Annotated in this window: 23 protein-coding genes and 1 pseudogene; 10 read left to right on the top strand and 14 right to left on the bottom strand. The window is 72.3% G+C overall.

Annotation, left to right across the window (positions count from 1 at the left end; genetic code table 11):
* The first annotated feature begins 46 nt into the window (after positions 1-46).
* The 3 genes from Vau01_RS33895 (at position 47) to Vau01_RS33885 (ending at position 3492) form a co-directional block, all read left to right on the top strand.
* Positions 47-1210 carry an extracellular catalytic domain type 1 short-chain-length polyhydroxyalkanoate depolymerase gene (locus tag Vau01_RS33895; protein WP_204001175.1) on the top strand — a complete coding sequence of 388 codons (1164 nt, stop codon included), beginning with the start codon at positions 47-49 and terminating at the stop codon, positions 1208-1210.
* 163 nt (positions 1211-1373) lie between these two features.
* Positions 1374-2663 (top strand): chymotrypsin family serine protease, encoded by a 1290-nt coding sequence (locus Vau01_RS33890; protein ID WP_204001174.1) that lies wholly within the window; start codon positions 1374-1376, stop codon positions 2661-2663.
* A gap of 97 nt (positions 2664-2760) precedes the next feature.
* Positions 2761-3492, top strand: a complete 732-nt coding sequence (locus Vau01_RS33885; RefSeq protein ID WP_204001172.1) for a PASTA domain-containing protein — start codon at positions 2761-2763, stop codon at positions 3490-3492.
* 3 nt (positions 3493-3495) lie between these two features.
* Here the strand turns inward: Vau01_RS33885 and Vau01_RS33880 are convergent, their stop codons facing one another.
* Both Vau01_RS33880 and Vau01_RS33875 read right to left on the bottom strand, forming a co-directional pair.
* Complete coding sequence (locus Vau01_RS33880) at positions 3496-4884, bottom strand: DUF4082 domain-containing protein (RefSeq protein ID WP_204001170.1); 1389 nt, start codon at positions 4882-4884, stop codon at positions 3496-3498.
* A gap of 56 nt (positions 4885-4940) precedes the next feature.
* On the bottom strand, positions 4941-5579 hold the full coding sequence (locus tag Vau01_RS33875) for a LysR family transcriptional regulator substrate-binding protein (protein WP_239152063.1): 639 nt from the start codon (positions 5577-5579) through the stop codon (positions 4941-4943).
* Positions 5580-5631: 52 nt separating this feature from the next.
* On the opposite strand from Vau01_RS33875, the gene Vau01_RS33870 reads away from it, so the two are divergent.
* Positions 5632-6009, top strand: a complete 378-nt coding sequence (locus Vau01_RS33870; protein ID WP_239152062.1) for a DUF5997 family protein — start codon at positions 5632-5634, stop codon at positions 6007-6009.
* 5 nt (positions 6010-6014) lie between these two features.
* Here Vau01_RS33870 and Vau01_RS33865 read toward each other — a convergent pair whose 3' ends face one another.
* Genes Vau01_RS33865 through Vau01_RS33855 form a run of 3 tightly spaced genes read right to left on the bottom strand, consistent with a single transcriptional unit; the run spans position 6015 to position 8910 of the window.
* On the bottom strand, positions 6015-6866 hold the full coding sequence (locus Vau01_RS33865) for an endonuclease/exonuclease/phosphatase family protein (protein ID WP_204001168.1): 852 nt from the start codon (positions 6864-6866) through the stop codon (positions 6015-6017).
* Between the two features lie 38 nt (positions 6867-6904).
* The gene (locus tag Vau01_RS33860; protein WP_239152061.1) at positions 6905-7984 is read right to left on the bottom strand and encodes an RICIN domain-containing protein; all 1080 of its coding nucleotides are present in this window, start codon (positions 7982-7984) and stop codon (positions 6905-6907) included.
* A 53-nt stretch (positions 7985-8037) separates the two neighbouring features.
* A complete protein-coding gene (locus tag Vau01_RS33855; protein ID WP_204001163.1) occupies positions 8038-8910 on the bottom strand; it encodes an NAD(P)-dependent oxidoreductase in 873 nt (290 codons plus the stop codon).
* Between the two features lie 107 nt (positions 8911-9017).
* On the opposite strand from Vau01_RS33855, the gene Vau01_RS33850 reads away from it, so the two are divergent.
* The 4 genes from Vau01_RS33850 (at position 9018) to Vau01_RS33835 (ending at position 14202) form a co-directional block, all read left to right on the top strand.
* The gene (locus Vau01_RS33850; RefSeq protein ID WP_204001160.1) at positions 9018-11120 is read left to right on the top strand and encodes a hypothetical protein; all 2103 of its coding nucleotides are present in this window, start codon (positions 9018-9020) and stop codon (positions 11118-11120) included.
* A 90-nt stretch (positions 11121-11210) separates the two neighbouring features.
* A complete protein-coding gene (locus Vau01_RS33845; protein WP_239152060.1) occupies positions 11211-12209 on the top strand; it encodes a hydroxyacid dehydrogenase in 999 nt (332 codons plus the stop codon).
* A 19-nt stretch (positions 12210-12228) separates the two neighbouring features.
* Positions 12229-12903 (top strand): hypothetical protein, encoded by a 675-nt coding sequence (locus tag Vau01_RS33840; protein ID WP_204001157.1) that lies wholly within the window; start codon positions 12229-12231, stop codon positions 12901-12903.
* A gap of 102 nt (positions 12904-13005) precedes the next feature.
* Positions 13006-14202, top strand: coding sequence for a sialidase family protein (locus Vau01_RS33835; protein ID WP_204001154.1), 1197 nt, complete (start codon positions 13006-13008; stop codon positions 14200-14202).
* Here the strand turns inward: Vau01_RS33835 and Vau01_RS33830 are convergent.
* The 4 genes and pseudogenes from Vau01_RS33830 to Vau01_RS63695 form a co-directional block, all read right to left on the bottom strand.
* Positions 14199-15269 carry an LppU/SCO3897 family protein gene (locus Vau01_RS33830; protein WP_204001151.1) on the bottom strand — a complete coding sequence of 357 codons (1071 nt, stop codon included), beginning with the start codon at positions 15267-15269 and terminating at the stop codon, positions 14199-14201. The genes Vau01_RS33835 and Vau01_RS33830 overlap by 4 nt on opposite strands.
* A 42-nt stretch (positions 15270-15311) precedes the next feature.
* Complete coding sequence (locus Vau01_RS33825; protein ID WP_239152059.1) at positions 15312-15812, bottom strand: NUDIX hydrolase; 501 nt, start codon at positions 15810-15812, stop codon at positions 15312-15314.
* Positions 15809-16228: a helix-turn-helix domain-containing protein gene (locus Vau01_RS33820; RefSeq protein ID WP_239152073.1), complete on the bottom strand. Its 420-nt coding sequence runs from the start codon at positions 16226-16228 to the stop codon at positions 15809-15811. Before Vau01_RS33820 ends, Vau01_RS33825 begins: the two co-directional genes overlap by 4 nt.
* A 9-nt stretch (positions 16229-16237) precedes the next feature.
* Positions 16238-16785: pseudogene (locus Vau01_RS63695) on the bottom strand (cupin domain-containing protein); the annotation flags it as partial.
* 12 nt (positions 16786-16797) lie between these two features.
* Here Vau01_RS63695 and Vau01_RS33815 point away from each other — a divergent pair.
* Complete coding sequence (locus Vau01_RS33815; RefSeq protein ID WP_204001145.1) at positions 16798-17274, top strand: VOC family protein; 477 nt, start codon at positions 16798-16800, stop codon at positions 17272-17274.
* Positions 17275-17365: 91 nt separating this feature from the next.
* On the opposite strand, the gene Vau01_RS33810 is transcribed toward Vau01_RS33815, so the two are convergent.
* Positions 17366-18655: an NAD(P)/FAD-dependent oxidoreductase gene (locus Vau01_RS33810; RefSeq protein ID WP_204001143.1), complete on the bottom strand. Its 1290-nt coding sequence runs from the start codon at positions 18653-18655 to the stop codon at positions 17366-17368.
* Positions 18656-18711: 56 nt separating this feature from the next.
* On the opposite strand from Vau01_RS33810, the gene Vau01_RS33805 reads away from it, so the two are divergent.
* Complete coding sequence (locus tag Vau01_RS33805) at positions 18712-21195, top strand: helix-turn-helix transcriptional regulator (RefSeq protein WP_204001140.1); 2484 nt, start codon at positions 18712-18714, stop codon at positions 21193-21195.
* On the opposite strand, the gene Vau01_RS33800 is transcribed toward Vau01_RS33805, so the two are convergent.
* Genes Vau01_RS33800 through Vau01_RS33785 form a run of 4 tightly spaced genes read right to left on the bottom strand, consistent with a single transcriptional unit; the run spans position 21167 to position 24287 of the window.
* Positions 21167-22027, bottom strand: a complete 861-nt coding sequence (locus Vau01_RS33800) for a fumarylacetoacetate hydrolase family protein (protein WP_204001136.1) — start codon at positions 22025-22027, stop codon at positions 21167-21169. The genes Vau01_RS33805 and Vau01_RS33800 overlap by 29 nt on opposite strands.
* A gap of 2 nt (positions 22028-22029) precedes the next feature.
* Positions 22030-22914 carry a fumarylacetoacetate hydrolase family protein gene (locus tag Vau01_RS33795; protein WP_204001133.1) on the bottom strand — a complete coding sequence of 295 codons (885 nt, stop codon included), beginning with the start codon at positions 22912-22914 and terminating at the stop codon, positions 22030-22032.
* 51 nt (positions 22915-22965) lie between these two features.
* Positions 22966-23511, bottom strand: coding sequence for a carboxymuconolactone decarboxylase family protein (locus Vau01_RS33790; RefSeq protein ID WP_204001130.1), 546 nt, complete (start codon positions 23509-23511; stop codon positions 22966-22968).
* Complete coding sequence (locus tag Vau01_RS33785; RefSeq protein ID WP_204001127.1) at positions 23508-24287, bottom strand: IclR family transcriptional regulator; 780 nt, start codon at positions 24285-24287, stop codon at positions 23508-23510. Before Vau01_RS33785 ends, Vau01_RS33790 begins: the two co-directional genes overlap by 4 nt.
* Positions 24288-24370: the final 83 nt, after the last annotated feature.

Below are 24370 nucleotides of genomic sequence, written 5' to 3'. Positions count from 1 at the left end.
GCCGTACACATTGTCGGTGATCGATGGGCTGCGTAGCGTGCCGTTCATGGCCAGGTCGATCTCCCTTCTCGTCCTCCTCGCCGCCACACTTCTCGGCCCCGTGACGCCGGCCGCGGCGGCGACGCTGACCCCGGTCTCCGGATTCGGCTCGAACCCCGGCAACCTGAGCATGTACAGCTACCGGCCCGACGGACTGCCGTCCGGCGCGCCGCTCGTGGTCGCGTTCCACGGCTGCGGCCAGACCGCGACCGAATACTTCACCAACTCCGGGTGGCGCAAGTACGCCGACCTCTGGCGCTTCGCGCTCGTGCTGCCGCAGACGAGTTCGGCGAACAACTCCAGTTCCTGTTTCAACTGGTTCGAGCCCGGCGACCAGTCGCGCGGGCAGGGCGAGGCGCTGTCGGTCAAGCAGATGGTCGACCACGCCGTGGCGAACGTCGGCGTCGACGCGGGCCGCGTCTTCGTCACCGGACTGTCCGCCGGCGGCGCGATGACGGCCGTGATGCTCGCCGCGTACCCCGACGTCTTCCGCGGCGGTGCCGTGATCGCCGGCATCGCGTACAAGTGCGCCACCACGCTGACGGCGGGCGTGCTGTGCCTGAGCCAACGGCAGAACCGCACCCCGCAGCAGTGGGGCGACCTGGCCCGCGGCGCCTTCCCCGGCTACGCCGGCCGACGTCCGGTGGTGTCGATCTGGTACGGCACCAACGACTACACCGTGGCGACGTTCAACGCCGACCAGCTGCGCGACCAGTGGACGAACGTCAACGGCGTCGGCCAGAGCCCGACCGGAACGCAGGCGCTGCCGGGCAACACCGTCCGCGAAGACTACGGAGCGACGGTCCAGGTCTACCGCGTCAGCGGAATCGGCCACGGCACCCCGGTCGACCCGGGCGGCGCGACGGACCAGTGCGGCACGGCCGGCGCCTACTTCCTGGACTCCATCTGCTCGTCCTTCCACATCGGACGGTCGTGGGGCCTCGACGGCGGCGTCACCCCGCCGACGGACCCGCCGACGACCCCGCCGGCACCGGTGTGCGTGCGGGCCAGCAACTGGGCGCACGTGCGGGACGGGCGGGCCCACGACGTGCTCGGGTCCACCTATGCCAACGGCTCCGATCAGGCGATGGGGCTCACCAACGTCTTCGTGACCCACACGCTGCGCCAGACCGGCCCCAACTTCTGGGTCCTGGCCGACAGCGGTTGTTGACGGATCCCGACGCACAAAACGACATTTGTCGCGTGACTCCCATCGACGTCGTCGTATCGCTTTTCTTACATGGACCGACTCTGATTCCGAGTACGTTCACCCCATCGAGGTCTGTCTTGATGACCATGGGGGGAAATCAATGCGAAATCTCGTCAGGCGCTCCATGCTGTCCGCATCGGTATGCGCGATCACCGTACTCGCGGCCGTCGCCGCGAATACACCCGCCACATCCGCACAGGTCGCCGACGGCGAATGCGTCGTCGCGACGCCCAAGTCGCTGGTGTCGACCAGCACGGAAACGGCGGACGAACACCTGAGCTTCGAAAGCTGGATCACCGGCCCGACCGGGCAGGGCGTCAACGACGCGATCTGGAAGGAGCTCACCACGCGCTACGGCGAGTCCACAAAGGACCAGCCGAACGCCCAGTTGGAGAAAGGGCTCATCGGCACCACGTTCGATCACGTGAAGCAGGCGATCGTGGTCGTCGTCGACCCGAAGCGCATTCAGGTGCCGGCGTTGCAGTCGCAACTGACCACGAGCGCAGCCACCGCGGCCACCGCGCTCGGCGCGGCAAAGGCTCCTGCCGTACGGGTACAGGCCGGCTGCCACTCGGCGACCGACCTGCTCGCGGCCTGGTCCGTGCTCACCGGCCGGTCCTGGCACCCGGACGCCGCCCGGGCGCGGCTCGGAGGCTACCTGGACCCGGCGACGTCGACGTTCCAGATCGGCGTCGACAAGCGGTACCCGGCGGTCGCGGACGCCCTCACGAAGGCACTCGGCGCGCGGGTTTCGCTGACGGTGACCGACGCCGTGCGGTACGGGCGGCTGGACGACGGACGGCCGCACGACGGCGGCGCGGGAATCGGGCTGAACGGCGGAAACTTCTGCACCTCCGCGTTCACGGTGCGACGCAACTCCGACGGCCGGCGGGGTGCGACCACCGCGGGTCACTGCTTCGAGAACAACCAGAACGTCACCTCCGGGCCGAACGCCTACGGCACAACGGCGGGAAAGGCCAACTATCCCGCGTTCGACATGATCTCCATCCTGTCCACGGCGGAGACCTACCGGAACATGATCCACACCGATCCCTGCTGCCCCGTGCGCCGTACCGTCACCGGGCGGGCGAACCCGACGCAGGGCATGACCGGTGTCTGCGTCAGCGGAATGGTGAGCCGCGCACGGTGCGGAATGACGATCCTCACGGTCACCGGTGGTTTCATCTGTGACATCGACGGATGCACGTACGGGCTGATGGAGGGCCGGCGGGCGGACGGCGGCATCGTCGTACGGCCGGGTGACTCCGGTGCGCCCGTCTACACCCGACCGGGTGCCGAGACCGCGACAGCGCGCGGCCTGTTCATCGGCTCGAACGACGGCGGCGTCACGATGTCGGCCGAACTGATCTCCAACGTCGAGTCGCATCTGGGCGTCACGGTCCTCACCGCATAGCCGGATACGGCGCGGAACCAGCGGCGGCCCGGGTGGGGAACCATCCGGGCCGCCCGCCGCGTCTCATATTCGACCGCACACCTCACGGGAGGTACCCATGCGCCGAACGGACACCCTCGTGCCGGCACTCACCGTGCTGCTGGTCTGCGCCTGCGCCAGACCCGCGCCGACCGGAGACCCCGCGCCCACGTCGGAGGTCGCCGCGACGCAGTCCACCGGCCCGGCGACCTTCCCCCTGCCCGACGTCAACGCCGGCGACCTCGGCCAGGCGGCGAAGACACTGCAGGGCGCCGGCCTGGTCGTGCGGCCCCGGTACGTCACCGGCGACACCGCCCCCGCCGGGCAGGTCCTCCGCACCGAACCGCGGGCCGGAACGCCGGTCGCCGTCGCCGACGTCGTGGTGGTCGACGTGGCCGACCCGCTGCCCGACGACGCCGTGAGCCTTCCGGTCCTCGTCGGCCGTCATCCCGAGGTCTTCGTCGGGTTCGCCGAGGAACCCGACGGCACGGTGACGGTCGCGGTCAACCGCGACGCCGACCTCGGCCAGTGGCGACCGCGGCTGGAGGCCGCCGCACGGGGCACGGCACACCGGATCCGGCAGTGCGCGCACACCTGGACGGACCTCGCCCGGATACAGGCCCTCCTGTCCCGACGGGACTGGAGCGACCGTGCCGCCGAGATCCGGTTCGCCACCTCGATCGACGCCCGGACGTGCAGCGTCAGGCTCGCCTCCGTCATGCTCACGGCCGACGAGACGCGACAGCTCACGGAGCGCTTCGGCGACGCCCTGACCATCGACCCGACGTCCGACCCGCGCCGCGGTGGCTGATCCTCAGTCGGGGTCCACCGTGGCGCCGTCGGCCCAGGTGTTGCCCGTCCACGCGTTTCCGGCTCCCGTGGCGAGGAAACTGGTGGCCGGGCCGTAGGCGCCGCACCGGTTGTTCGTCCCCCGCTCGAAGACGTTGTTCCGCACCACGACGCCGGTGGGGTTCGACCCGAACTGCTTCGACGGGTTGTAGCCGAAGCTGCCGCAGTACCCGCCGGGCGTGGCGTGGAAGTAGTTGCCCTCGACGGTGACGTTCGTGATCGGCGCGAAGTCGCCGAACAGGGACAGGTTGGTGCTGCACCCGCCGCCCATGGTGTTGTCGACCGGCGAGCACCACAGGGTGTTGTGCCGGACCACCATGGTCGCGCCGCCGTTGCTGAGGAAGCCGTTGTTGTGGAACGCGTCGTTCGGGTCGTTGTACTGGCCGTGCAGATACGAGTCCTGCACCAGGCAGTTTCCTCCACAGTGGACGCTGTGCTGCCCGCCGGTGATCTCCGAGCCGAGCACCGTCAGGTGGGAGCCGCCGACACCGGCGTAGCTCGTCGCGCCGGCGCGCACCTCCGAGTTTTCCACAGTGACGGACGCGTCGTCGGCGTTGGTCAGGATGGCCGACAGCACCACGCTGTTCCGGAACGTGACGTTGGTGGCGTACACGAGGATCCCGCCGCAGTCGACCACCTTGCCGTCGATCACCTGGTTGTCGGTGCGGAAGTCGCACGAGCCCGTGTACGGGGTCGGCTGCACGCCCGCCGGCACACCGGTGTTGCTCTCGTTCGGGAAATCGCCGGACGGCGGCGGCTGAGAGGTCGATGGCGACGGGTCCACCGCGCCGGACGGGCTGAAGGTCACGTCCACCCAGTAGTTCGTCGCCGCCCAGGTCGACGTCGGAAAGCCGCCGGAGCCGTAGCGGTACACGCCGTTCGCGGTCGCCGGCGCGTGCAGCGGCGCGCGGTCGCGGGCCTGTGCGAAGCCGTTGTTGTCGCCGGAGTAGTGCCCGGTGGCGGTGTGGTACGACACGACGTAGAACCGGTTCGCCGCGATGGTCACCGGTTGCGCGAACGTGGCGGTCTGCCAGCCCGACGCCGTCTCCCCGCTGAACGTGACGGTGGCGAGGAGCGCGCCGTCGCCGTCCCACAACGATCCCGTGTGCGGGCCGGTGTTGGCCGCCGCCTTGTAGAAGCGCACGCCGGTCACCGAGCCGGCGCTGTCGGCCCGGAAGCGCATGCCGAGCTCGACGGCCTGTGCGTCGCCCGCGTCGACGGTGGCCGGCGTGTCGGCGTCCGTCCACAGCGAGACGGTGGTGGTCTCCGCGTGCGAGGACGTCATGATCCCGAACACGGTGACGGCGAACGCGACGAGTGCCACGGTCCCCATGAGTATCCTGCGCTGCCCCACGTCCAGCTCCTACCCCTCGTGATCAGAGGCATCGGAGCATACCGATACGTGGACGCTCAGCGGCGCCCGCGCCGTTTCGGCGTTCGCGCGGCGGGCGCCGGTGCGCGTCCACGAGTGCTGTTCGCGGTTCGCCCCCGGACGATCCCGATCATCTCCTCGACCAGATCGGTGTACCGCTCCCGGGGCCACACCAGCCCGACCGACGACGTCGGCGCGTCGGTGACCACCCGGTGCGTGACGTCGCGGCGCTGGTGCGCGCGGGCCAGCGACTGCGGGACCACGAGCACACCGGCCTCCGCCGCCACGAGCGCGACCGCGGCCGCCGTGTCGGCCGGGCGTTCACCGGCCGGGCGTTCACCCAACGGGGCATCCGGCCACGGGAGGACGTCGTCGAGCGGTCGGAGCAGCGTGTCGTCGGCGAGGTCGGCCATGGTCACCTCGTCGGCGGCGGATACGAGGTGACCGCGCGGCGCGACCACCACCGTCGTCTCGGTGTAGAGCGGCACGGCGTGGAACGTGTCCCGGTCGACCGGCAGCCGGAGCAGGCCGGCATCGGCGTCGGTGGACAGGAGCGCGGCCGCGTCTGCGGCCGCGGTCGGGACCACGTGCAGGTTGACCGACGGCACCCGATCGGCCCACATGCGGGTCCACTTGTCGACGGTGACACCGGGGACGATCACCAGCCGGAACTCCACCTGATCAGGGTACGGGGCGGCGCGAGCCGACGGGTCGCTACCCTGGGACCCGATGAGCAAGACGAAGCAGTCCCAGGTGATGAAGCCGGCCACGGCGGCGCAGAAGCTCGACGTCTACCTACCGGCCACGCCGCAGGAGTTCCGGGACGGCGTCGTGTCCCGCGAGGAACTCGACGAACTCCAACGCAACCCACCGCAGTGGCTGGTCGACCTGCGCCGCGACGGTCCCCATCCGCGCAACGTGGTCGCGGCCCGGCTGCGGGTCTCGAACAGCGGCCTGGCCAGGGCGGGAATCACCGAGCCGCTCACCACGGCGATGATCGAGGAGCTCAACGCCGACCCGCCGGAGTGGCTCGTCCGCGAGCGCGAGACGCACGCCGAGACCAGACGCGAGGAGCAGCGCCTGCGGGAACGCCGCGAGAAGCGCTGACCGGGCTACACCACCTCCACGCTCTCCACCAGCACGTGATGGTCGGAGTGGACCGAGTCCGCGCGGGCGCACCAGCGCCGGGCCTCGGAGCTGAAGATGTAGTCGATCTTCGTGTTGCTGTCGTGGGTGGCGCCGCCCGTGCGCGCCGCACCCTGCTGGTCGCACTCGACGTACCCCGACGTGCCGTTGTAGTACAGGCCGCTCCCCCACACCCACGCGTCCTGGGTGCCGGGCCACTCCGGCGGCTTCACGTTGAAGTCACCGCCGATGACGAAGTTCGGGAACCCGCCGACGAGCGACCTGATCTCGGCGATCTGGTCGTCGCGGTAGTCCCACTCGGGATGGTCCGGGTTGCCGCCCGGATGCGGCGTCAGGTGGACGCTGCACAGGCGGGTGTTCCAGTACGTCGCGGTCGCGCAGAGCAGCGGGCGGTGCATGCCGGTCCACGGTTGGGTGGTGGCGTGGACCTTCGCGTCCGACAGTCCCACCTTGGCGATGACGGCGACGCCGGCCCGGTCGGTGTCGCACGTGATCGGCGACGTCCGGCCGTCCTCCGACCACAGGTACGGCGTGAACGCCTTGTGCCAGCCCGATCCGAGCTCACCCATCAGCTTCGTCAGGTCGTTCTCGCAGACCTCCTGGAGCACGGCCGCCTGCACGAACGTGTTGGCGACGTGGTACTTGACGACGCCGATCTTCGCGTCGGCCGTGCTCGTACACCCCCACCGGATGACGCCGCACATGTTCCACGACATGACGTTGAGAACCTTCGGTTCCGCCGCCCGCGCGACGCCACCCGCCGTCGGGACGACCGCCGCGGTCAGGGCGAGCGCGAGCGCGCCGAGTATCTTGATCACGGGTCGCAACTATAGACGATCACCAATATGTTGGGAACTCAGCGGACCGCCCAGCGTTGCGCACCCGTGCCGTTGCAGCCGTACAGCTGGACCTTCGTGCCGTTGGCCGTGCCGCCCGAGGTGACGTCGACGCACGCGCCCGAGTTGACGTTCACGATGGCACCGGCCGCGGTGTAGGTGAACTTCTGGGCGTTGGTGCCGTTGCAGGTCCAGATCTGGATCTTGGTGCCGTTGGCGGTGCCGCTTCCGTTCACGTCGAGACAGCGGTCGCCGACGCCGCGGAGTTCGCCGGCGGCGGTGCGGGTCCAGCGTTGGGCGGCGGTGCCGTTGCAGGTCCACAACTGGACCTGGGTTCCGTTGGCGGTGCCGGAGTTCTGCACGTCGAGACACTTCAGCGACTGCGGGTTGCCCACCGGCACGCCGACGCCCACCGGCGGCTCGACCCGCAGGCTCGACGGCACCGACCGGAGCGCGTCGTACCAGCGGGCGGCCATCTTGTCGTAGCCGGTGGCGTTGGGGTGGACGCCGTCGGCGAGGTCGGCGGTGGTCAGCGCGGAGTGCATGTCGACGAGGTGGGTCAACGGGCCCTTCTGCGCCACGATCCCCGGGATCGCCCCGTTGTACGCCTGCACCCTGGCTTCGCGGGTCGCATCGGACTCGGGCGTGATGGTCGCGACGAACAGTTCGACGCCGGGCGAGGTCGCGCGGATCTTGTCGATCAGCGCCGACAGGCGGGCCGGCGCGTTGGCGATGTCGTAGTTCTGGTTCATGTCGTTGGTGCCGATGTGCAACAGGACGGTGCGCGGCGCCTGTGCCTGCAGCCAGGCCACGATGTTCGCGTCGAGCTGGTCGATCCGCCAACCGGAGTGGCCCTCGTGGTCGTGGTCGGCGAGCGACGCCGGACCGTTCGCCGACGACCCCACGAAGTCGACGGTGTACGCGCCGGCGGCGAGCCGTTGCCACAGGCCGATCCGGTAGCCGCCGGGGACGTTGTAGCCGTCGGTGATCGAGTCGCCGAGCGGCAGCACCCGCACACCGCCGTTCGACTCGGCCGACGCCGCCGACGGAACCGCCACCCCGACGGCCACGGCCACGAGGGCCGCGGCGGCCAGCGTCACGGTTCGGACGATGCCACGCACACAGGTTCCCATCCGATTGATCTTTGCCGATATCACGGCGAAAGGGAAGCGCCGGACCGGTGTTCGATGGCGCGGACCACGGCCACCATATCGCTGCCGTGCAGGCCCAGCGCGTGGGTCTCGGCGAAGAGCGCGTGGCAGACGTCCAGCAGCGGTGACGCGATGCCGGCCGCCCGCGCGGCCGCGGCGATCAGCGCGTTGTTCTGCAGGACGTTGGCGATCGACGCCTGCACGTCGAAGTCGCCCGCCACCAGCTTGTGCGCCTTGGCCCGCGACACCGCGCTGGCCATCGGACCGGCGTCGAGCACCTGCCGGAACCGGGCCAGGTCGACGCCGTGGCGGTCGGCGAAGTGCGTCGCCTCGGCGAGACCGGTCACCATCGTGATGAGGAACAGGTTCACCGACAACTTCATGACGAGCGCGTTCGGCACCGGTCCGCACACCGCCGTCTCCCGGCACATCGGCGCCAGCAGCGGCCGCACCGCGTCGACGGTCGCCGGATCACCGGCCAGCATCGCCACGAGGTCCCCCGTTTCGGCGGGTTGGCGCGACCCCGACACCGGCGCCTCGACGTACCGGCCGCCGGCCGCGACGACCGCCGCCTCCAGGTCGCGCGAGTACCCGGGCGCCACGGTCGCGGTGTTGACGACCACCTTTTCGGCCAGAGCCACGCCGGTGTCCCGCAGCACGGCGTCGATCGCCGCCTCGTCGGCGAGCATGAGGAACACCACGCCGGCCCGCGCGAACACCTCGGCGGGGGTGGCGGCGACCCGGGCGCCGGCCGCGCGCAACGGTTCGGCGCGGTCGGCCGACCTGTTCCAGACCACGAGCGGCGTCCCCGCCCGGGCGAGGTTCGACGCCATGGGTCGGCCCATCACACCGAGTCCGATGAAACCCACCTGCATCGGGTCATCGTCGGGTGCGGTCGACCGCCGATCCAGAGCCAATCCCGCCGGATTGGTCCGCCGCATTCCGGTTGACTCCGCCGGCCCGCACCGGCACTCTTGCGGGCGTGCTGCCAGACCAGATCGAGCGGGTTCCGGCGTACGGATCCGGCGCCCAGCGCGTCCTCGTGCGTCACGACCTGGTGGGCACCCCCGCGCCGGGTGCCGCGGCCACGGGCCCGGCGGCGCTGGCCACGGTGGCGGCGAACATCGCGTACTACGGCTACGCGCTCTCCGCACCCGCCTACGAGGCACTGGCGCGCGCCGGCGACGACGCGATCGGGGCGTGGTGGGTCGGGCTCGAACCGGTGCTGGCAAAGCTCACCGGCGCCGACCGGCGGATGGACCGGTTCGTCGTCTACAAGAACTTTCCCGCTGAAGTCCTCGCGATGGACGACGTGGCGTACTGGAGCCGGCAGATCCTCATGTACTGGGGCCTGCCGAGCGAATACGTCTCCGAGGAGGAGCGCGAGCGTCCGCCGCTCGCCGACGCGCCCGCGCCCCGGGTGCTGCACGCCGCCGCACCTGACTCGTTGCCGCGGGTTCTCGCCTCGCTCTGCGCCCTGCCCGCGCGCTGGACCGACGACCAGTGGGAGGACGTCGAGTACCTCGTCGACGGGCCGGTCGACCTGGCGACGGTGCCGTTCGTGGAGAACCGGATCCGGCTCGCCGCGCTGATGTGCGCCCGCGGCCTACCGGCCACTGTGGACACTGCCACCGACGTGCTGCGGCTGGCGGTCGCGCTGTCCGACGGCGATGTCGGCCTGCGCCGGCCGAGCCGGTTGCGGCGGTTCGCGCGGCGCGAGCGCCGGTTCCTGCTCGCGATGCTCGAGGGCGCGCCGAACCTCGACGAGGACGTGGCGCGCCGTCCCGAGCGGTTCAAGCGGCTGATGCGCGAGCTGCGGCCGGGCGACTACCGCGACGTGTACCCGCGCGTCGTCGCCGCGTACGACCGCCTCTACCGCGCCGTGCCCGTGCCGACGTTCAACGCCCGGGTCGAGGCGCTGCTCGCGGCCGGCGACCCGGCGGTCCTGACGCTGCTCGCCACCCGGCCCGGCGAGTACGCCCGGCGGCTGCGGGTGCTCGTGCTCGCGTTCGGCGCGCCCGCCGTCGAGATGTTCGCGACGATCACCGGCCGGCTCACCGTCATCCAGCTGTTGAAGCTGCGCGGCTTCCTGTCCACTGTGGACAAACGCCGGTGGCGCATGTACCCGCCCCGCGGCAACTGGAGCCGGGTGCAGGTGGTGGCCGCCGCCCACCTGGTCCGGCTGCCGGTCGACCACCGCCACGAACTGCTGGCGGCCATCGCGGCCGAGCTGACGGCGCGGCTGGAGAAGGCCCCGCCGGTCGCGCTGTCGCCCGCCGTGAGCCGCGTGAAGCTTCCCACCAACGACGCCGAGCTGGCGCCGTACGGTCGGGGCACCGTGTTCCCGATCCCGGCCGGCGTGACGTTCCTGCGGTCGGCGTCCTACTGGCAGTTCGGGGCGGGCGTGCCGACCGGGTGGTTCGACAACAGCTGGAACTTCTTCGACGCCGACTGGACGCCGGTCGGCGCGTGCTGCTGGACCGACGTCCGGTTCGGCGGCCGCACCGCGCCCGGAGCGGTCTTCTCCGGCGACCCGATCAGCGGCGCCGACCGGCAGGGGCGGGCCTGCCAGCTCATCGACCTGTATCCCGAGCGGCTCGCGCGGTCGCGGGTGCGGTACGCGGTGTGGAGCGTGCTCTGCTACTCGGGCAGGATGTTCTCCGAGGCGCAGGACGTGTTCGCCGCCCTGCAGTGGGGCGAGAACGCCGAGGACGGCGCGCTGTTCGAGCCGAGCCGTTGCCAGCTCGCGTTCCCGCTCGCCGGCGACAGCCATACCAAGTTCGTCGCCTACGTCGACGTGGCCCGCCGCGAACTGGTCTACCTCGACGCGAACCTGCCGGCGCACATCGGGTCGGCGGCCGTGAACGGGACGCGGCTGGCCACCAGCATGCCCGCCTACGTCGAGTACCTGGCGAGCCTGCCCAGCGTGCACGACCTGTACCGGCACGCCCCCGCCTCCGACGACGGCATGCCGGTCCTCTACGACGACGCCGACGTGAGCATCACCGGCGGCCCGGCCTACGTGTTCCGGCCGAGCAACCCGGCGAACACCTTCGATGCGGCCGATCCGGCGCGGTTGCTATGATCCGGTGGGAGGCCATGGCGGTCCTTCCTTCTCCTCACGGCTATGCCGTAAGACCAACAGGGCTGCCGCTTTCCTCCCAGGAGCTGATCCGTGGCGCCACGACCGCCCGCCGTTCTCGCCCTCGCGCCGTGGGCCCGCGACGGCGCGTTCCCTCCCGACGTGATGCGCCGGCTCACCCGCCTCGTCGACGTCGACCCCGAGCTGACCCTCACGTCGTTCGACCCGCCGCACGCCGCGCTGGCCCGGGCCGAGATCCTCATCAGCGGCTGGGGCTGCCCCCGCGTCGACGCCGCCGTGCTCGACGCCGCACCGGCGTTGCGCGCCTGCGTCCACGCCGCCGGCACGGTCAAGAACCACCTCGACCCGGTGGTGTTCGAACGCGGCCTGCTCGTGTCGTCGGCCGCCGGTGCCAACGCCGTCCCCGTCGCCGAGTACACGATCGCCGCCGTGACGCTCGGCGCCAAGCGCGCGTTCGCCCGGGCCCGCTCCTACGCCGCCGAGCCGGCAGTCGTGGCCCGGTCACCCGCCGACAGCGGCCTGCTCGGCTGCACGGTGGGCGTGGTGGGCGCGTCGCGGATCGGCCGCCTCGTGCTCGACGGCCTGCGCCGCCTCGACGTCGCCGTCCTCCTCCACGACCCCTACCTCGCCCCGCGCGAGGCCCGGCGGCTCGGCGCCGAACCCGTCGACCTCGACGCCCTGTGCCGGCGCAGCGACCTGCTGACGATCCACGCGCCGGCCCTGCCGGAGACCCGGCACCTCCTCGACGACCGCCGCCTCGCGCTGATGCCCGACGGCGCCGTCCTCATCAACACCGCCCGCGGCTCGCTGGTCGACACCGACGCCCTCACCCGCGAATGCGCGACCGGCCGCATCTCGGCGGTCCTCGACGTCACCGAGCCCGAACCCCTGCCGCCGGGCCACCCCCTGCTCGATATGCCGAACGTGTTCATCACCCCGCACCTGGCCGGCGCGCAGGGACGGGAGCTGCGGCGGCTGGGCGAGTTCGCCACCGACGAGGTCGGGCGGCTGGTGCGCGGGGAACCGTTGCAGGGCGGCGTGGAGGCGCACCAGCTCACGCTGAACGCCTGACCCGGATACGCTGTGGTCGATGGTGCGCTTCGGCTGGGTCCGCGGTCTCCTGGTTCTGATCGGCCTGGGCGTCATGGTGTTCGGGATCGTCCGCGCCGTCGGCCCGTTCCACGACGTCCGCGCGTTCCGCGCCGTGGTCGAGTGCGACCGCCGCGCCGACTGCTTCGGCCGCGAGCCGGGCACGATCGTCGCCCGCGACACCTACACCACGACGAACACCGACAGCGAGGGTCATACGACGACGTCGGTCCACTACGAGGTCACCTGGGAGCGGGCCGACGGCCGGCGCTCCACCCGCGACGTGTCGAAGGACTTCTACGCCGCGGTGCGCGCGGGAATGTCGGTCGAACTGCGGACCTGGCGCGGCGCCGTGGTCGGCCTGGAGGTCGACGGCGGCGAGCAGTGGTTCCAGCCGTCGGTCGGCTACGCGCTGGGCGGCTGGCTGTTCCTGGCGGCGATGGGCTTCGGGATCCTGGTGTGGGGCCTGGCCTTCGGCTTCTGGGACGGCTGGTTCCACCTCTTTTTCCGGCTGTTCTGCTGGGTGTTCTTCGTGTTGCTGCTGGCCGGGGCGACGACCGGTGTGCTGGCCTACGGATTCGCGTCGGGATGGGCACTGGTCCGCGACGTCGTCGGGTTCCTGTTCGCGTTCGGCATCGCGTCGGCGATGCTGCTCGGCTCGCTCGACCGCTGGTGACCCTGACGCGGCTCGATCCTTGACCTTGCCGTCCAGCCCGGCTAGCGTCGGCGCGGACATACGACGTCCTACGTCCTATCTCGACCGACAAGGATGGTGCCCATGGCGTCCGCCTCCGCCCGCGCCCGTTCCCTGCTGCTCATCGGCTGCGGCCTCGTCGCGGTCCTCCCCGGAACCGCCCGATCGGCCGCTGTGGATGCCGCGACCGCCACTGCCGCCGGCGCCCGCTGCGACTCCTCGGTCCCCTACACCTCGGGCACGGAGGGGTACCACACGTTCCGCATCCCGGCGGTGCTGCGGACCCGCACCGCGCTGCTCGCGTTCGCCGAGGGACGGCAGGGCGGGTCCGGCGACGCCGGCGACATCGACCTCGTGCTCAAGCGGTCCACCGACGGCGGCTGCACGTGGGGCCCGCTGCAGGTCGTGTACGACAGCGGCCCGAACACGTCGGGGAACCCGGCACCGGTGCTCACGGCGTCGGGCCGGGTCGTGCTGCTGTCGACGTACAACGGGGGCACGGCGTCGGAGGCGGCCATCATGCGCGGCGAGGTGCCGCCCGAGCAGAGCCGCCGGGTCTTCGCGCAGACCAGCGACGACGACGGAAAGACGTGGTCGGCGCCGCGGGAGATCACCGCGCAGACCAAGGCGGCCGACTGGCGCTGGTACGCCACCGGCCCCGGGCACGCCGTCCGGCTCCGGAGCGGCCGCCTCCTGGTCCCCGCGAACCACTCGACCGCGCCCACCGCCGGCACGACCGACACCGGCACCGAGGCCAAGTACTACGGCGCCCACTCCCTCTACAGCGACGACGGCGGCGCGAACTGGCAGATCGGGTTCACCGACGACAACCCCAACGGCTACGTCAACTCCAACGAGTCGACAGCCGCCGAACTCCCCGACGGCCGGCTGTACGTCAACACCCGCGAACACAACGGCACCGCGCCCGGCAACCGCGCCGACGCCTACAGCCGCGACGGCGGCCGGACGCTGGAGGTCCCGTTCCGTCCACAAGGGACGATCGTCGGCCCGGTGGTGCAGGGCAGCGTGCTCCAGGTGACCGGCGGACCGCTGGTGTACTCGGGCCCCGCCGACCCGGCCGCGCGCGCGGTGCTGACCCTGCGCGTGAGCACCGACGGCGGCGCGACGTTCCGCCCGGCGGTCGCCCTGTCCGGACTGCCGGCCGCCTACTCCGACCTGGTCCAACTGGACGGCGTGGTGGGGGTGCTCTACGAGACCGGCAACTTCGGCGCCAACGAGACCATCACCTTCCGCCGCGTCCCGCTTGCCGCTCTCCGTTAGGCGGGCAGCCGGGGACGCGCGATCCGGAACACCGCGGTGGCGATCGTCTTGGCGCGGCTGTCGTTCACGCCGTCCAGCCACACGATGACGGTGAAGTTGCCGTTCGGGACGTACACGCTCAGCACCCGGTTGCCCTCGCCGGGACCGTAGATCGCCCGGAGCCCGTCGACGGTCAGGGTCTCGTCGCCGGTGCCCGGGCGGAACTCGGTCGTCCGGCCGAAGTCGGCCCGGACCGTCTGGTACTGGCCGGGGAACTGGTACAGGCACTCGTACTCGCGCTCCTCCGCGGACAGGGCGGTGAGGGTGCGCCCCATGACGCTGGAGACCACGGCCGACAGCTCCTCCTTGGTCACGAACTTGCAGTTGCTGCGGGCGTCGGCCTGCGCGGAGGCGGACGCCGCGGCGGCGGCCTTCGCCCCCTCCGACGGCCCGACGCACAGCATCACGTCGATGGTGACATCGACATTGACCACGGGATGCTCGGAGCGCCAGTTCCAGCCGTAGGTGCCGGCGGTGCCGGGAACGTCCTCGCACGGCTTGTCGAACTTGCTGACGCCGGTCTTCCGCCGGAGCACCACCACGTTCGCGCGCGGGTCGGCGCAGTCGAGCCGCAGCGGTTCCTTGTCCGGCCGGAGGACGCCGGCGGTCACCTCCATGTGGAGGCAGTCGCCCTCCTTCGCCACGTTGACCGCCGTCTTCGGGTCGACGCCCTTCTTGCCCAGGCACGCGATCCGCTCACCGGCGGTGAACCACAGCGCCGCGCCCGGCACCTGGGGACACTCCGCGGCGCCGGTGTCGCCCGGCAGCATCCGCAGCACCGTGAACTCGGCCTTCGCGGAACCGCACGGCACGAGCCGGTACGGCGGCTCCTCGTCGTCGGCGGCGCCCACGCAGTCGCCGGCGTGGGCCCGGGTGACGTCGTCGGCCGTGGCCCGCGAGTACGCCCACCAACCGAGCCCGCACACGGCCCCGACGAGCACCACGACGGCGACGCCCGCAGAGATCCACAGCCGTCGGTGCCGTGGCCGCGGCGCGGGCTTGAGAACGTCCCCCGTGTAGAAACTCACCGCGCCAGTGTCGTCCTCCGCCCGCCGGCCGGCAAATGAGGCTCAGAGCTGCGAATACGTCCAGCTCAGCGGGCGTCCGTTCGCGTACGGCATCACCCCGTGGAACGTCTTGCCGGCGAACACCAGCGGCAGGAAGTTGCGGTCGCCCTCCCACACCGGGAATCGGCCGGCGAGCAGATCCGCGACCGCGACCCACTCCAGCGTGCCCTCGGCGCAGCGGGTGAGCGGCGTGCCGGTCCACGACCGGATGCGGAAGATGAAGCCGAGCCACGCCTCGCCGTCGCGGCCGAAGCCGGGCCACGACACGGTGCCGGCGAGATCCATGCCGACCGCGGTGATGCCGGCCTCCTCCGCGACCTCGCGACGCATCCCGGCGCACACGTCCTCGGTCGGCTCGACCTTGCCGCCGAGGCCGTTGTACTTGCCGTAGTGGTAGTCGTCGGTACGGCTGTTGCGGTGCAGCATCAGCACCTCACGCCCGTCGGCGGACAGCACGTACCCGAGAGTGGCAATGACCGCCTGCAATCCGCCGTCCTCCGTCACGCGTCGACCGACATGATCGCACGGCGCCACCCGCCCGGCGAACAGCCCACCTCGCGCCGGAACGCCGCGGCGAACGCCACGTCGGACGAGTAGCCGACGCGGGCCGCCACCGCCGAGACGGTCGCGCGTTCGGCGCGGAGCAGCGTGCGCGCCCGTTGCATGCGGGCCGACTGGAGATAGCGGATCACCGGCTCGCCCACGCGGTCGGTGAACCGCGCCGCGAACGCCGCCCGGGACAGTCCGGCCGTGCGGGCCAGCCCGGCCACCGTCCACTGTCGACCGAGATCGGCGTGGATCGCCGCCAGGGCCCGGGAAACGTACGGGTCGCGCAGGCCGGCGAGCCAGCCCGGCCGCTCGACGGTCTGCGCGTGGTGCCGCAGCGCCCGCACCAGCAGCGCGTCGGACAACCGCGCCATCACCAGGTCGGCACCCGGTCCGCCGTCGAACGCCTCGGCGCTCAACGCGTCGACGTAGGGTCCCAGGCCGCTGCCGCCGGGCACGTGGACGACGGTCGGCAGGCCGCGGAGCGCCGGATGGTCGGGCTCACCGACGACGAACGCCCCGCACACCACCACCGTGTCCACTGTGGCCCACCGATCCGCAGCCGGTTTCCCGGCGTACGCATCGCCACCTCGATCCCGGACACCACCGGGACGGCCGGTGCCGGCACCGAGCGCAGTTCGTGCCCGTCGCCACCCGGCAGGATCACCAGGTCGCCCGCGCCGAGCGGGGTGACCGAGCCGTCGTCGAGGACCAGCTCGCACGTGCCGCGCGCGATGATGTGGACCCCGCGCAGCGCCGGCCGGACCGCGTCGAACCCGACCCGGTACGGGGCACCGAGTTCCAGCCACCGGTACGCGGCGCTCTCGAACCGCAGTTCCCGCAGCAGCAGGCTCAGCACGTCGACCGGCGTCTGGACGAACGCTGTGGTTTCCCGGACGGTCACGCATGGATTGTCCACGCGCCCGGCCATACCGTCGATCGCATGAGCGACATTCTGGGCCTGTTACAGGTCAAACTGCCCGTCACCGACCTCGCCCGCAGCGTCGACTTCTACACCCGCCTGCTCGGCCTGCGGCTCTGGGTCGAGATCGTCGAGGACGGCGTGGTGCGCGGTGCCGGTCTCATCGACCGCGACGGGCGGTTCAACGTCTCGCTGCGCGACCGCGAGGTGTGCGCGTCGACCCCCGACCTCACCGGGTTCGACGTGGTCGCCTTCCGGCCCGCCGACCGGGCCGCCCTGGTGCGGTTGGCCGCGCACTGCGACCGGGAGGGTTTCACCCACAGCGGCGTCGCCGACGGCCCCACCGGCGCCGTCCTCGACGTCACCGACCCCGACGGCACCGTGCTCCGGTTCTACCACTTCACCGCACCCACGGACGGCTTCACCGGCGTGGTGTTCGGCGAGGCCGGCGCCGAACCCGACCACTACACCACCCCCCGCCTGGTCGGAACCCCATGAGTCGATCTTGCAGTTGTGGTGCCCGCCAAACCAGGTCGAAAACGGGTGATCCTGGCACCACAACTGCAAGATCGCCGCGGAGGGGCGGGCGTCAGCGGACTCCGGCGCGGAGGGCGGCCTGGGCGAGGAACCATGGGTTGGCCACGGCGCTGACCGGGACGGCGCGCATGCTCAGCAGGTACAGGCGGGCGGCGACCGCTGGATCGCGGGTGGCGGCGCGGAACAGCAGCCGCTGCACGGCGTCGGGCGGGTTGGCCAGCGCGCCCTTCCGGGCCAGCCGGTCGTGGGCCACGATGAACTTCAGCCGCCGTCGATAGGCGGCCAGGGCCCGCCGCTCCGCCGGGTCGCCGCGGACACGCAGCGCCGGAGCCGGCCGGCCCGTCCGGTCGCCGCCGCCCCCGCCTCCGCCGCCCCCGTCGCCGTCGCCGTCGCCCCCGCCTCCGCCGCCGCCGCCGCGCAGGGCCGGGGCGGTCTCGAGAACCAGCCATTCGGCCGCGCGGAACGCCCAGCCGCAGCCGACCGCCGGTTGCGGGTCGCCGGCCAGCGCGGCGTCGCCGACCAGCACCAGCCCGGGCGCGGGGGTCGGGTCGCGGCGTACGCAGGGGTAGTCGGTCATCCCGATCACGGGCGAGACCCGCGAAGCGCCCGCCAGGTCGGGTCCGTCGGGCAGCGCGGCGACGAACGACTCCAGCGCACCGGCGCGGTCGGCGCGGAAGGCCGGCAGCCGCGCCTTGTCGGGGAACGCGACCAGCATGGTCAGGTCGTCGTCGGTGCGGATGGTGATCGCGACGTCGGGCTCCAGCATCCAGATCCGGTTGGACGCCCGCGACAGTCCCCGGTAGTACGCCCACATGCCGAAGCGGTTGTTCGGCGCCGTGTCGGTCTTCGCGTCGGCGAGGCCGGCGACCGTGGACCGGTAGCCGTCGGCGCCGACCACCAGGCGACCGCGGAACTCGCGCCCGTCCCGGGTCCGGACGCCGGTGACCCGGCCGCCCTCGGTGAGCAGGCCCTCGACGGCCGCGCCGTACACGATCTCCACGCCGGGCGTGCCGGCCGCCACCGACCGCAGCAGCGGGTCGAGCCGCTCGCGGCGCAGGCTGATCGCCTCCGGCGCGTCGGCCGGTGGCACGGACCAGCCGGTGCCGGTCCAGCGTTCGATCCCGCCGGCTACCGCGCCGGCCGCGACCATCCGGTCCCACAGGCCGGTGCGGCGCAGCATCGCCGCGGTGCCGCCGAGCACGAAGTGCCCGCACAGCCCCTTGAACGCCGACGCGTCGCGCGCCTTCTCCACCACCGTCACCGTGAGACCGGCCCGCCCGTACAGCATCGCCGCCGTGCACCCGGCCACGCTCGCCCCGACCACCACCACGTCGCTCCGCATGGCAACACGGTGCCTACCAAGAGAGCGGCGGTCGTCAGTAGTCGGATACTGCACTCGTGACGCAATGGCCCTTCGTCGGGCGATCGGCGCAGGTCGACCGCCTCGCCGGCGCGCTGCGGCGGCCCGGTGGCCTGGTGGTGTGCGGCGGCGCGGGCACCGGGAAGACCCGGCTGCTGGCCGCCGCGCGCGAACGCGTCCCCGGCGTCTACTGGGCGACGGGCGCTCCGGGCGTCCCGCTGGGACCGTTCGCCCCGTTGATCAGGCCCACGACGAGCGTGGAGGCGCAGCTGAGCCTGGCCGCGGCGGCGCTCGTCGCGCGCCGTGGCGCGGTGGCTGTCGACGACGCGCACCGGCTCGACGCCGCCTCCGTCGCGCTGCTCGCCCACCTCGTCGCCAACACGACGGTCCCGGTGGTGCTGACGGTCCGCGGCACCGGCCCGCTCCCCTGGCCGTGGCTGCGCGACCTCGACCGCGTCACGCTCGGCCCGCTCGACCCGACCGAGGTCGCCGAGGTGCTCGAACAGGCGCTCGGCGGCCCGGTCGAGACCGCGCTGGCCGCCCGCCTCGCGGAGCTGAGCCAGGGCAACCCCCTGCTGCTGCGCGAACTCGTCGACGCCGCACGACTGCGGCGCAACGGCGGCGTATGGCGGGCACAAGGCCCGCTCGTCGTCGCCGACAGCCTGCCCGCCGCGATCGCCGCCCGGCTCGACCGGCTGCCGCCGGACGTCCGGGCCACCGCGGAACTCGTCGCGCTGGCCGAGCCGGTGCCGGCCGACGCCCTCGAACACCTGCTCACCGCCGACGAACGCCAAGGCCTCGAAGACGAGCGATTGCTGGCAACCGCGTCGCCGGGCGAGGTGCGCCTGGTCCATCCGCTGTACGCGGAATCGCTCAAAGCCACCGTTCCGCCGCTGCGGGCCCGCGCACACTGCCGGCGGCTGGCGACGCTGCCGGCAACGCTGCCCCGCCTCCGCGTGGTCGGCTGGCGCCTCGACGGTGGTCTTCCGGTCGAGCCGGCGGAGCTGCTCGAAGCGGCCCGGGAGGCGTCCGAGGGTCTCGACCACGAGCTCGCCGCCCGGTTGGCGCGGGCGGCCGTGGCCGCCGGCGGCGGGTTCGAGGCACGGATGGTGCTGCTCGCCGAGCTTCCCTACGAGCAGCGGGGCGACGAGGCGCTCGCGCTCGCGGCCGAGCTCGCCGACACCGCCACGGGCGACGCCGAGCGGGTGCGGGTCGCCTCCGCCCGGTCCAATCTCGATCTTGTCCTGGGCCGGGTGGAGTCGGCCCGGTCGGTCCTCGCGGAGGCCCGGGCCACCGCGAAGAACCCGGCGCTGCGGATCCGGCTGGCGCTGCAACAGGCCGCGCAGGCGTTCTCCACCGGGCACATCGCGCTGAGCCTCGACCACGGCGACGAGGTGCCCACCGACGACCCCGCCGTGCTCGGCCGCCTCGCCATCTCGCGGGTGCGCGCGCTGGCCTGCGCGGGGCGCACCGGAGACGCGATCTCGCTGGGCGAGGCCACGCTCCGCGCGTTGCGCGCGTCGCGGGGAATTTTCGGTGACGCGGTGAGCACCCGAACCGCGTTGGTCCGCATGGCCCTGTTGCAGGCGTACGCGTTCCACGGCCGGATCGCGCTCGCCCGGGAGGTGGGCACCACCGGGCTGGCCGAGGCGGCGGCCACCCCGGGCGGCGCCGCGCTGCGGGCGTACTGGACCCACGAGCTCGGCCAGGTCGCGGTGCTCGCCGGTCATGCCGAGGCGGGCGTCCGCTGGCTGCGGGAGGCGGTCGCGCTGATGCCGATCGCCGGCCTGCCGGCGAGCCCGCACCTGTGGAGCCTCGACGCGCTGGCCGAGGCGTACGCGCTCCGCGGCGACGCAGACAACGCCGCTGCGACGGCCGGACGGCTGAGCGCCGTGCTGCCGGCCGGGTTCGTGCCGCCCCGGTGCGGCGGCGCGGTGTGGTCGGTCGCGGCCACTGGCGAGACGAGCCGGGCGCGCGACCTGGCGCTGGCGCACGCCCGGACGCTGGAGGCCGCCGGGTCCCACCTGATGGCCGGCTGGGTCCTGCACGACGCCCACCGCCTCGGCGCCACCGGCGTCGCGCCGTGGCTCGGGCGGCTCGCCGACCGGTCACAGAGTCCGCTGCTGCGGGCGATGGCGGCGAACGCCGCAGCCACTGAGGCCGCCGCGATGGATCTCGCCGCCCACGATCTCGCCGCTCTCGGCTGCGACCTGCGGGCCGCCGAGACGCTCGTGCGCGCCGGTCACCTGCACCGGGCCGGCGGCCACCCGGCGCCGGCGCTGGCGTCGGCCGCGGCGGCCGACCGCCTGCTCGCCCGGTGCGGACCGGTCCGGAGCGTGCCGGCGACCGTCGCCGATCCGTTGACGGCGCGCGAGCGGGAGGTGGTCGACCTGGCGACGCGCGGGCACAGCGACCGCGACATCGCCGGACGGCTGCACCTGTCGGTCCGCACCGTGCAGAGCCACCTGTACCGGGCCTACCGCAAGCTCGGGATCAGCGGGCGGCAGGAGCTTCCGACGTGAACGTCTGCCGCAGTTCACCCACGCCGTCCATGTGGCTGACCAGGACGTCGCCGGGGGCCAGGAAGCGCGGGGGCGTTCGGCGGTTGCCGACGCCGCCGGGCGTGCCGGTGAAGACGAGGTCGCCGGGCAGCAGGGTGCACACCGCGGAGAGCCGGCTCACCAGGTCGTCGATCGGGAAGATCAGCTCGGCGGTGCTGCCGCTCTGCAGGACCTCGCTGTGTCCGCCGGCCGGATAGAGGACCGACTCGAAGTGGATGTCGTCGCGGTCGGGGAACTCGTCGGGCGTCACCGCGACGGGGCCGGTCGGCCCGAACCCCGGAAACGACTTCGCCAGCGAGAACTGGGGCGGGGTGCCGCGCATCTGGAGCAGCCGCTCGGACAGGTCCTGTCCGCACGTCAGGCCGGCGACGGCGGCCCACGCCTCCGACCGGGGGATGCGGTGGCCGCCCCGGCCGATGACCGCGACCACCTCGATCTCCCAGTCGACGTTGCCGGGCGGCAGGGTCACGGTGGTCACCGGGCCGGTGACGCAGGACGGGAACTTGGTGAACACCAGCGGCGCCGTCGGCGGCGTGAACCCGGCCTCGGCGGCGTGCGGGCGGTAGTTCAGGGCGATCGCGAACACCTGCCGCGGGGCGGGCACCGGCGGCCCCAGGTCGACGTCCTCCACAGCGACCGCGCCGCTCCAGTCGGCGGTGGCGGCCCAGGTGCGCACCGCGTCCCATTGTTCTAGAACGGTGAGGGGCGATGGCCCGAAACCGCCGGTCGCCACATCGAGGGCCATTCCGTCGCGGACCACGACGAAGCGGCCGCGCACCGTACCGAAGCGCATGGTCAGCCGACGGTCGACGAGTAGAGGTCGGTGGAGTACGGCGGCGTATCGTGCGCCGCGCTCCACGGCACCACGTGGTTGCGCAGCACGCCGACGCCCTCGATCTCGGCCTCGATCCGGTCGCCCGGCCGCAGATAGAACTGGAACGGGTCGGGCTGCACGGCGGCGACGCCGGAGATCGTGCCGGTGGTGATGATGTCGCCGGCGCTGTAGCCCTGTGCCGAGTGGTAGGCGACCAGGTGCGGGATCGAGATGACCATCTGCGCGGTGTTGCCCTGCTGGCGCACGTCGCCGTTCACGCTCAGCCGCATCGCGAGTTTCTGCGGGTCGGGGATCTCGTCGGTGGTGACGATCCACGGGCCGATCGGGCAGAACGTGTCGATGCTCTTGGAGAACGAGAACACGCCCGACTGCATCTCGCGGCGCTGGATGTCGCGCGCGGTGATGTCGTTGAAGACGGTGTAGCCGGCGATGTAGCTCTCCGCTTCCTCGGGCCCGAAGAACTTGCCGCTCTTGCCGATGACGATCGCCAGTTCGAGTTCGTAGTCGAGCTCTTTCGTGAGGCCCTCGGGGTAGACGATCGCCTCGTCGGGGCCGATGATCGCGTCGACGTTCTGGAAGAACACGATGCCCTTGTGCACCGGGTGCGACCACTGCACCGCCTGCAGTTCGGTGTGGTGCTCGGTGAAGTTGCCGGCGGTGTGGAAGAACTTCTTGGGGACGATCGGGGCACGCAGTTTCACGTCGCTCAGCGCGATGCGGCGGCCCGTCTCCTCGACCTCGCCGTTGCGCTCGAAGTACTCGCGGGTGGAGGCGCAGTCCAGTTCCACGACGGTGTCGCCGTCGAGGCGGCCGGGCCGGCCGTCGTCGAACGTCACGAGCTTCATGGGTCGCCCCCAGTTCTCATATGGCGAAAGCTGCTTCCGTGGATCGGGAGCCTACACCCGGAACACCCGGAGCTGCACGGCGAGGGCGCGGTAATAGCCGACGAGCGTGAGCACCTCGAACAGCCCCGGCTCCCCGAGCACGTCGAGCGCCCGGGCGTACTCCGCGTCGTCGAGGTCGCCGCGCGCCACCAGGGCGTACGCCGTCTCCGCGACCGCGCCATCGCGCAGGTTGCCGAACCGGCCTTCCCGCAGCGCGGCCAGTTCGTCGTCGGTGAGCCCGGCGTCGCGGCCCTGGCCCTCGTGGGCGTGCCACTCGAACGCGGACTCCTGCTGCGCCGCCACCACCAGGATCGCGATCTCGCGGTGCCGGTCGCTGAGGTGGGTCTCGTAGCGGATCGCCGCGCCGAGCGCCTGCAGCGCGTGGCCGACCCGGGGCTGCAGCAGGAACGCGTTGAACGGGCCTTCGAGCGCGCCGTCGTCGTCGGTGAGCCGGAACCGTTGCGGGCCCTGGGCGCGGCGGCCGCCGGCGATGCTGTCGTAGACGGCGCGCTGATCGTCGGTGAGATCGTGCGGCGGCAGTTTGGGCAGCCTTGTCATCCGGTGACCAGTTTCGAGATCTCGTCGCAGGTGTCGAGCACCACCGGCTTCAGCTCGCGGACGATGCGCTGCGACGACCAGTCGCGCGCCTGCACGGCGAGGTTGACCCCGGCGACGACCCGCCCGCCGGCGCCCCGGATCGGCCCGGCGACCGAGCGCAGGCCGTGCGCCAGCTCCTCGTCCTGCATCGCCCAGCCCTGCTCGCGGATCCGGGCCAGCTCCTGCCCGAGCTCGTCGAGCGACACCTTGGCGTTGGGGCCGTGCTGGGCGGGGAACGACGCCGCGGTGACGCGGGCGCGCAGGTCGGCCTCGTCGAGATCGGCGAGCAGCAGCTTGCCGATCGAGGTGTGCACGGCCGGCAGCGTCGAGCCGACCTGGATGTTCGCGGTGACCAGGTCGGAGTTGCGCAACCGTACGAGGTACAGCACCCGGTCGCCGGTGAGCACGGCGAGGTTGACCGTCTCGCCCGTCTCCTGGCCCAGGCGTTGCAGCTTCGGGGTCGCCAGCGCGACCAGGTCGAGGCTGCGCAGCGCCGCGGTGCCGAGGGTCAGGGTGCGCACGCCGGGCCGGTAGTCGCCGCCCGGCAGGTGGTCGAGATAGCCCTCCGCGGTGAGCGTCATGACGACGCGGTAGACGGTGGGCATCGGCAGGCCGGTGGCGGTGGCGAGGTCGCTCACCCGCCAGGTGGGTCGCTGCTCGTCGAACAGGCTGAGCAGGCGCAGGCCCTTGGCCAGCGCCTCGACCCGGTACTCGGGCTTTTCGGCCTTCTCCGCCATCGTTCACCTTCCTGTTCGGGACCGCGCCCAGCCTAGAAGGGACCGCCTGGACAGGCCCCGACGCCTGGACTACCTTGTCGGAT

This window comes from Virgisporangium aurantiacum, assembly GCF_016863635.1.
Classification (GTDB): domain Bacteria; phylum Actinomycetota; class Actinomycetes; order Mycobacteriales; family Micromonosporaceae; genus Virgisporangium; species Virgisporangium aurantiacum.
This window is presented reverse-complemented; position numbering and strand designations above follow the sequence as displayed.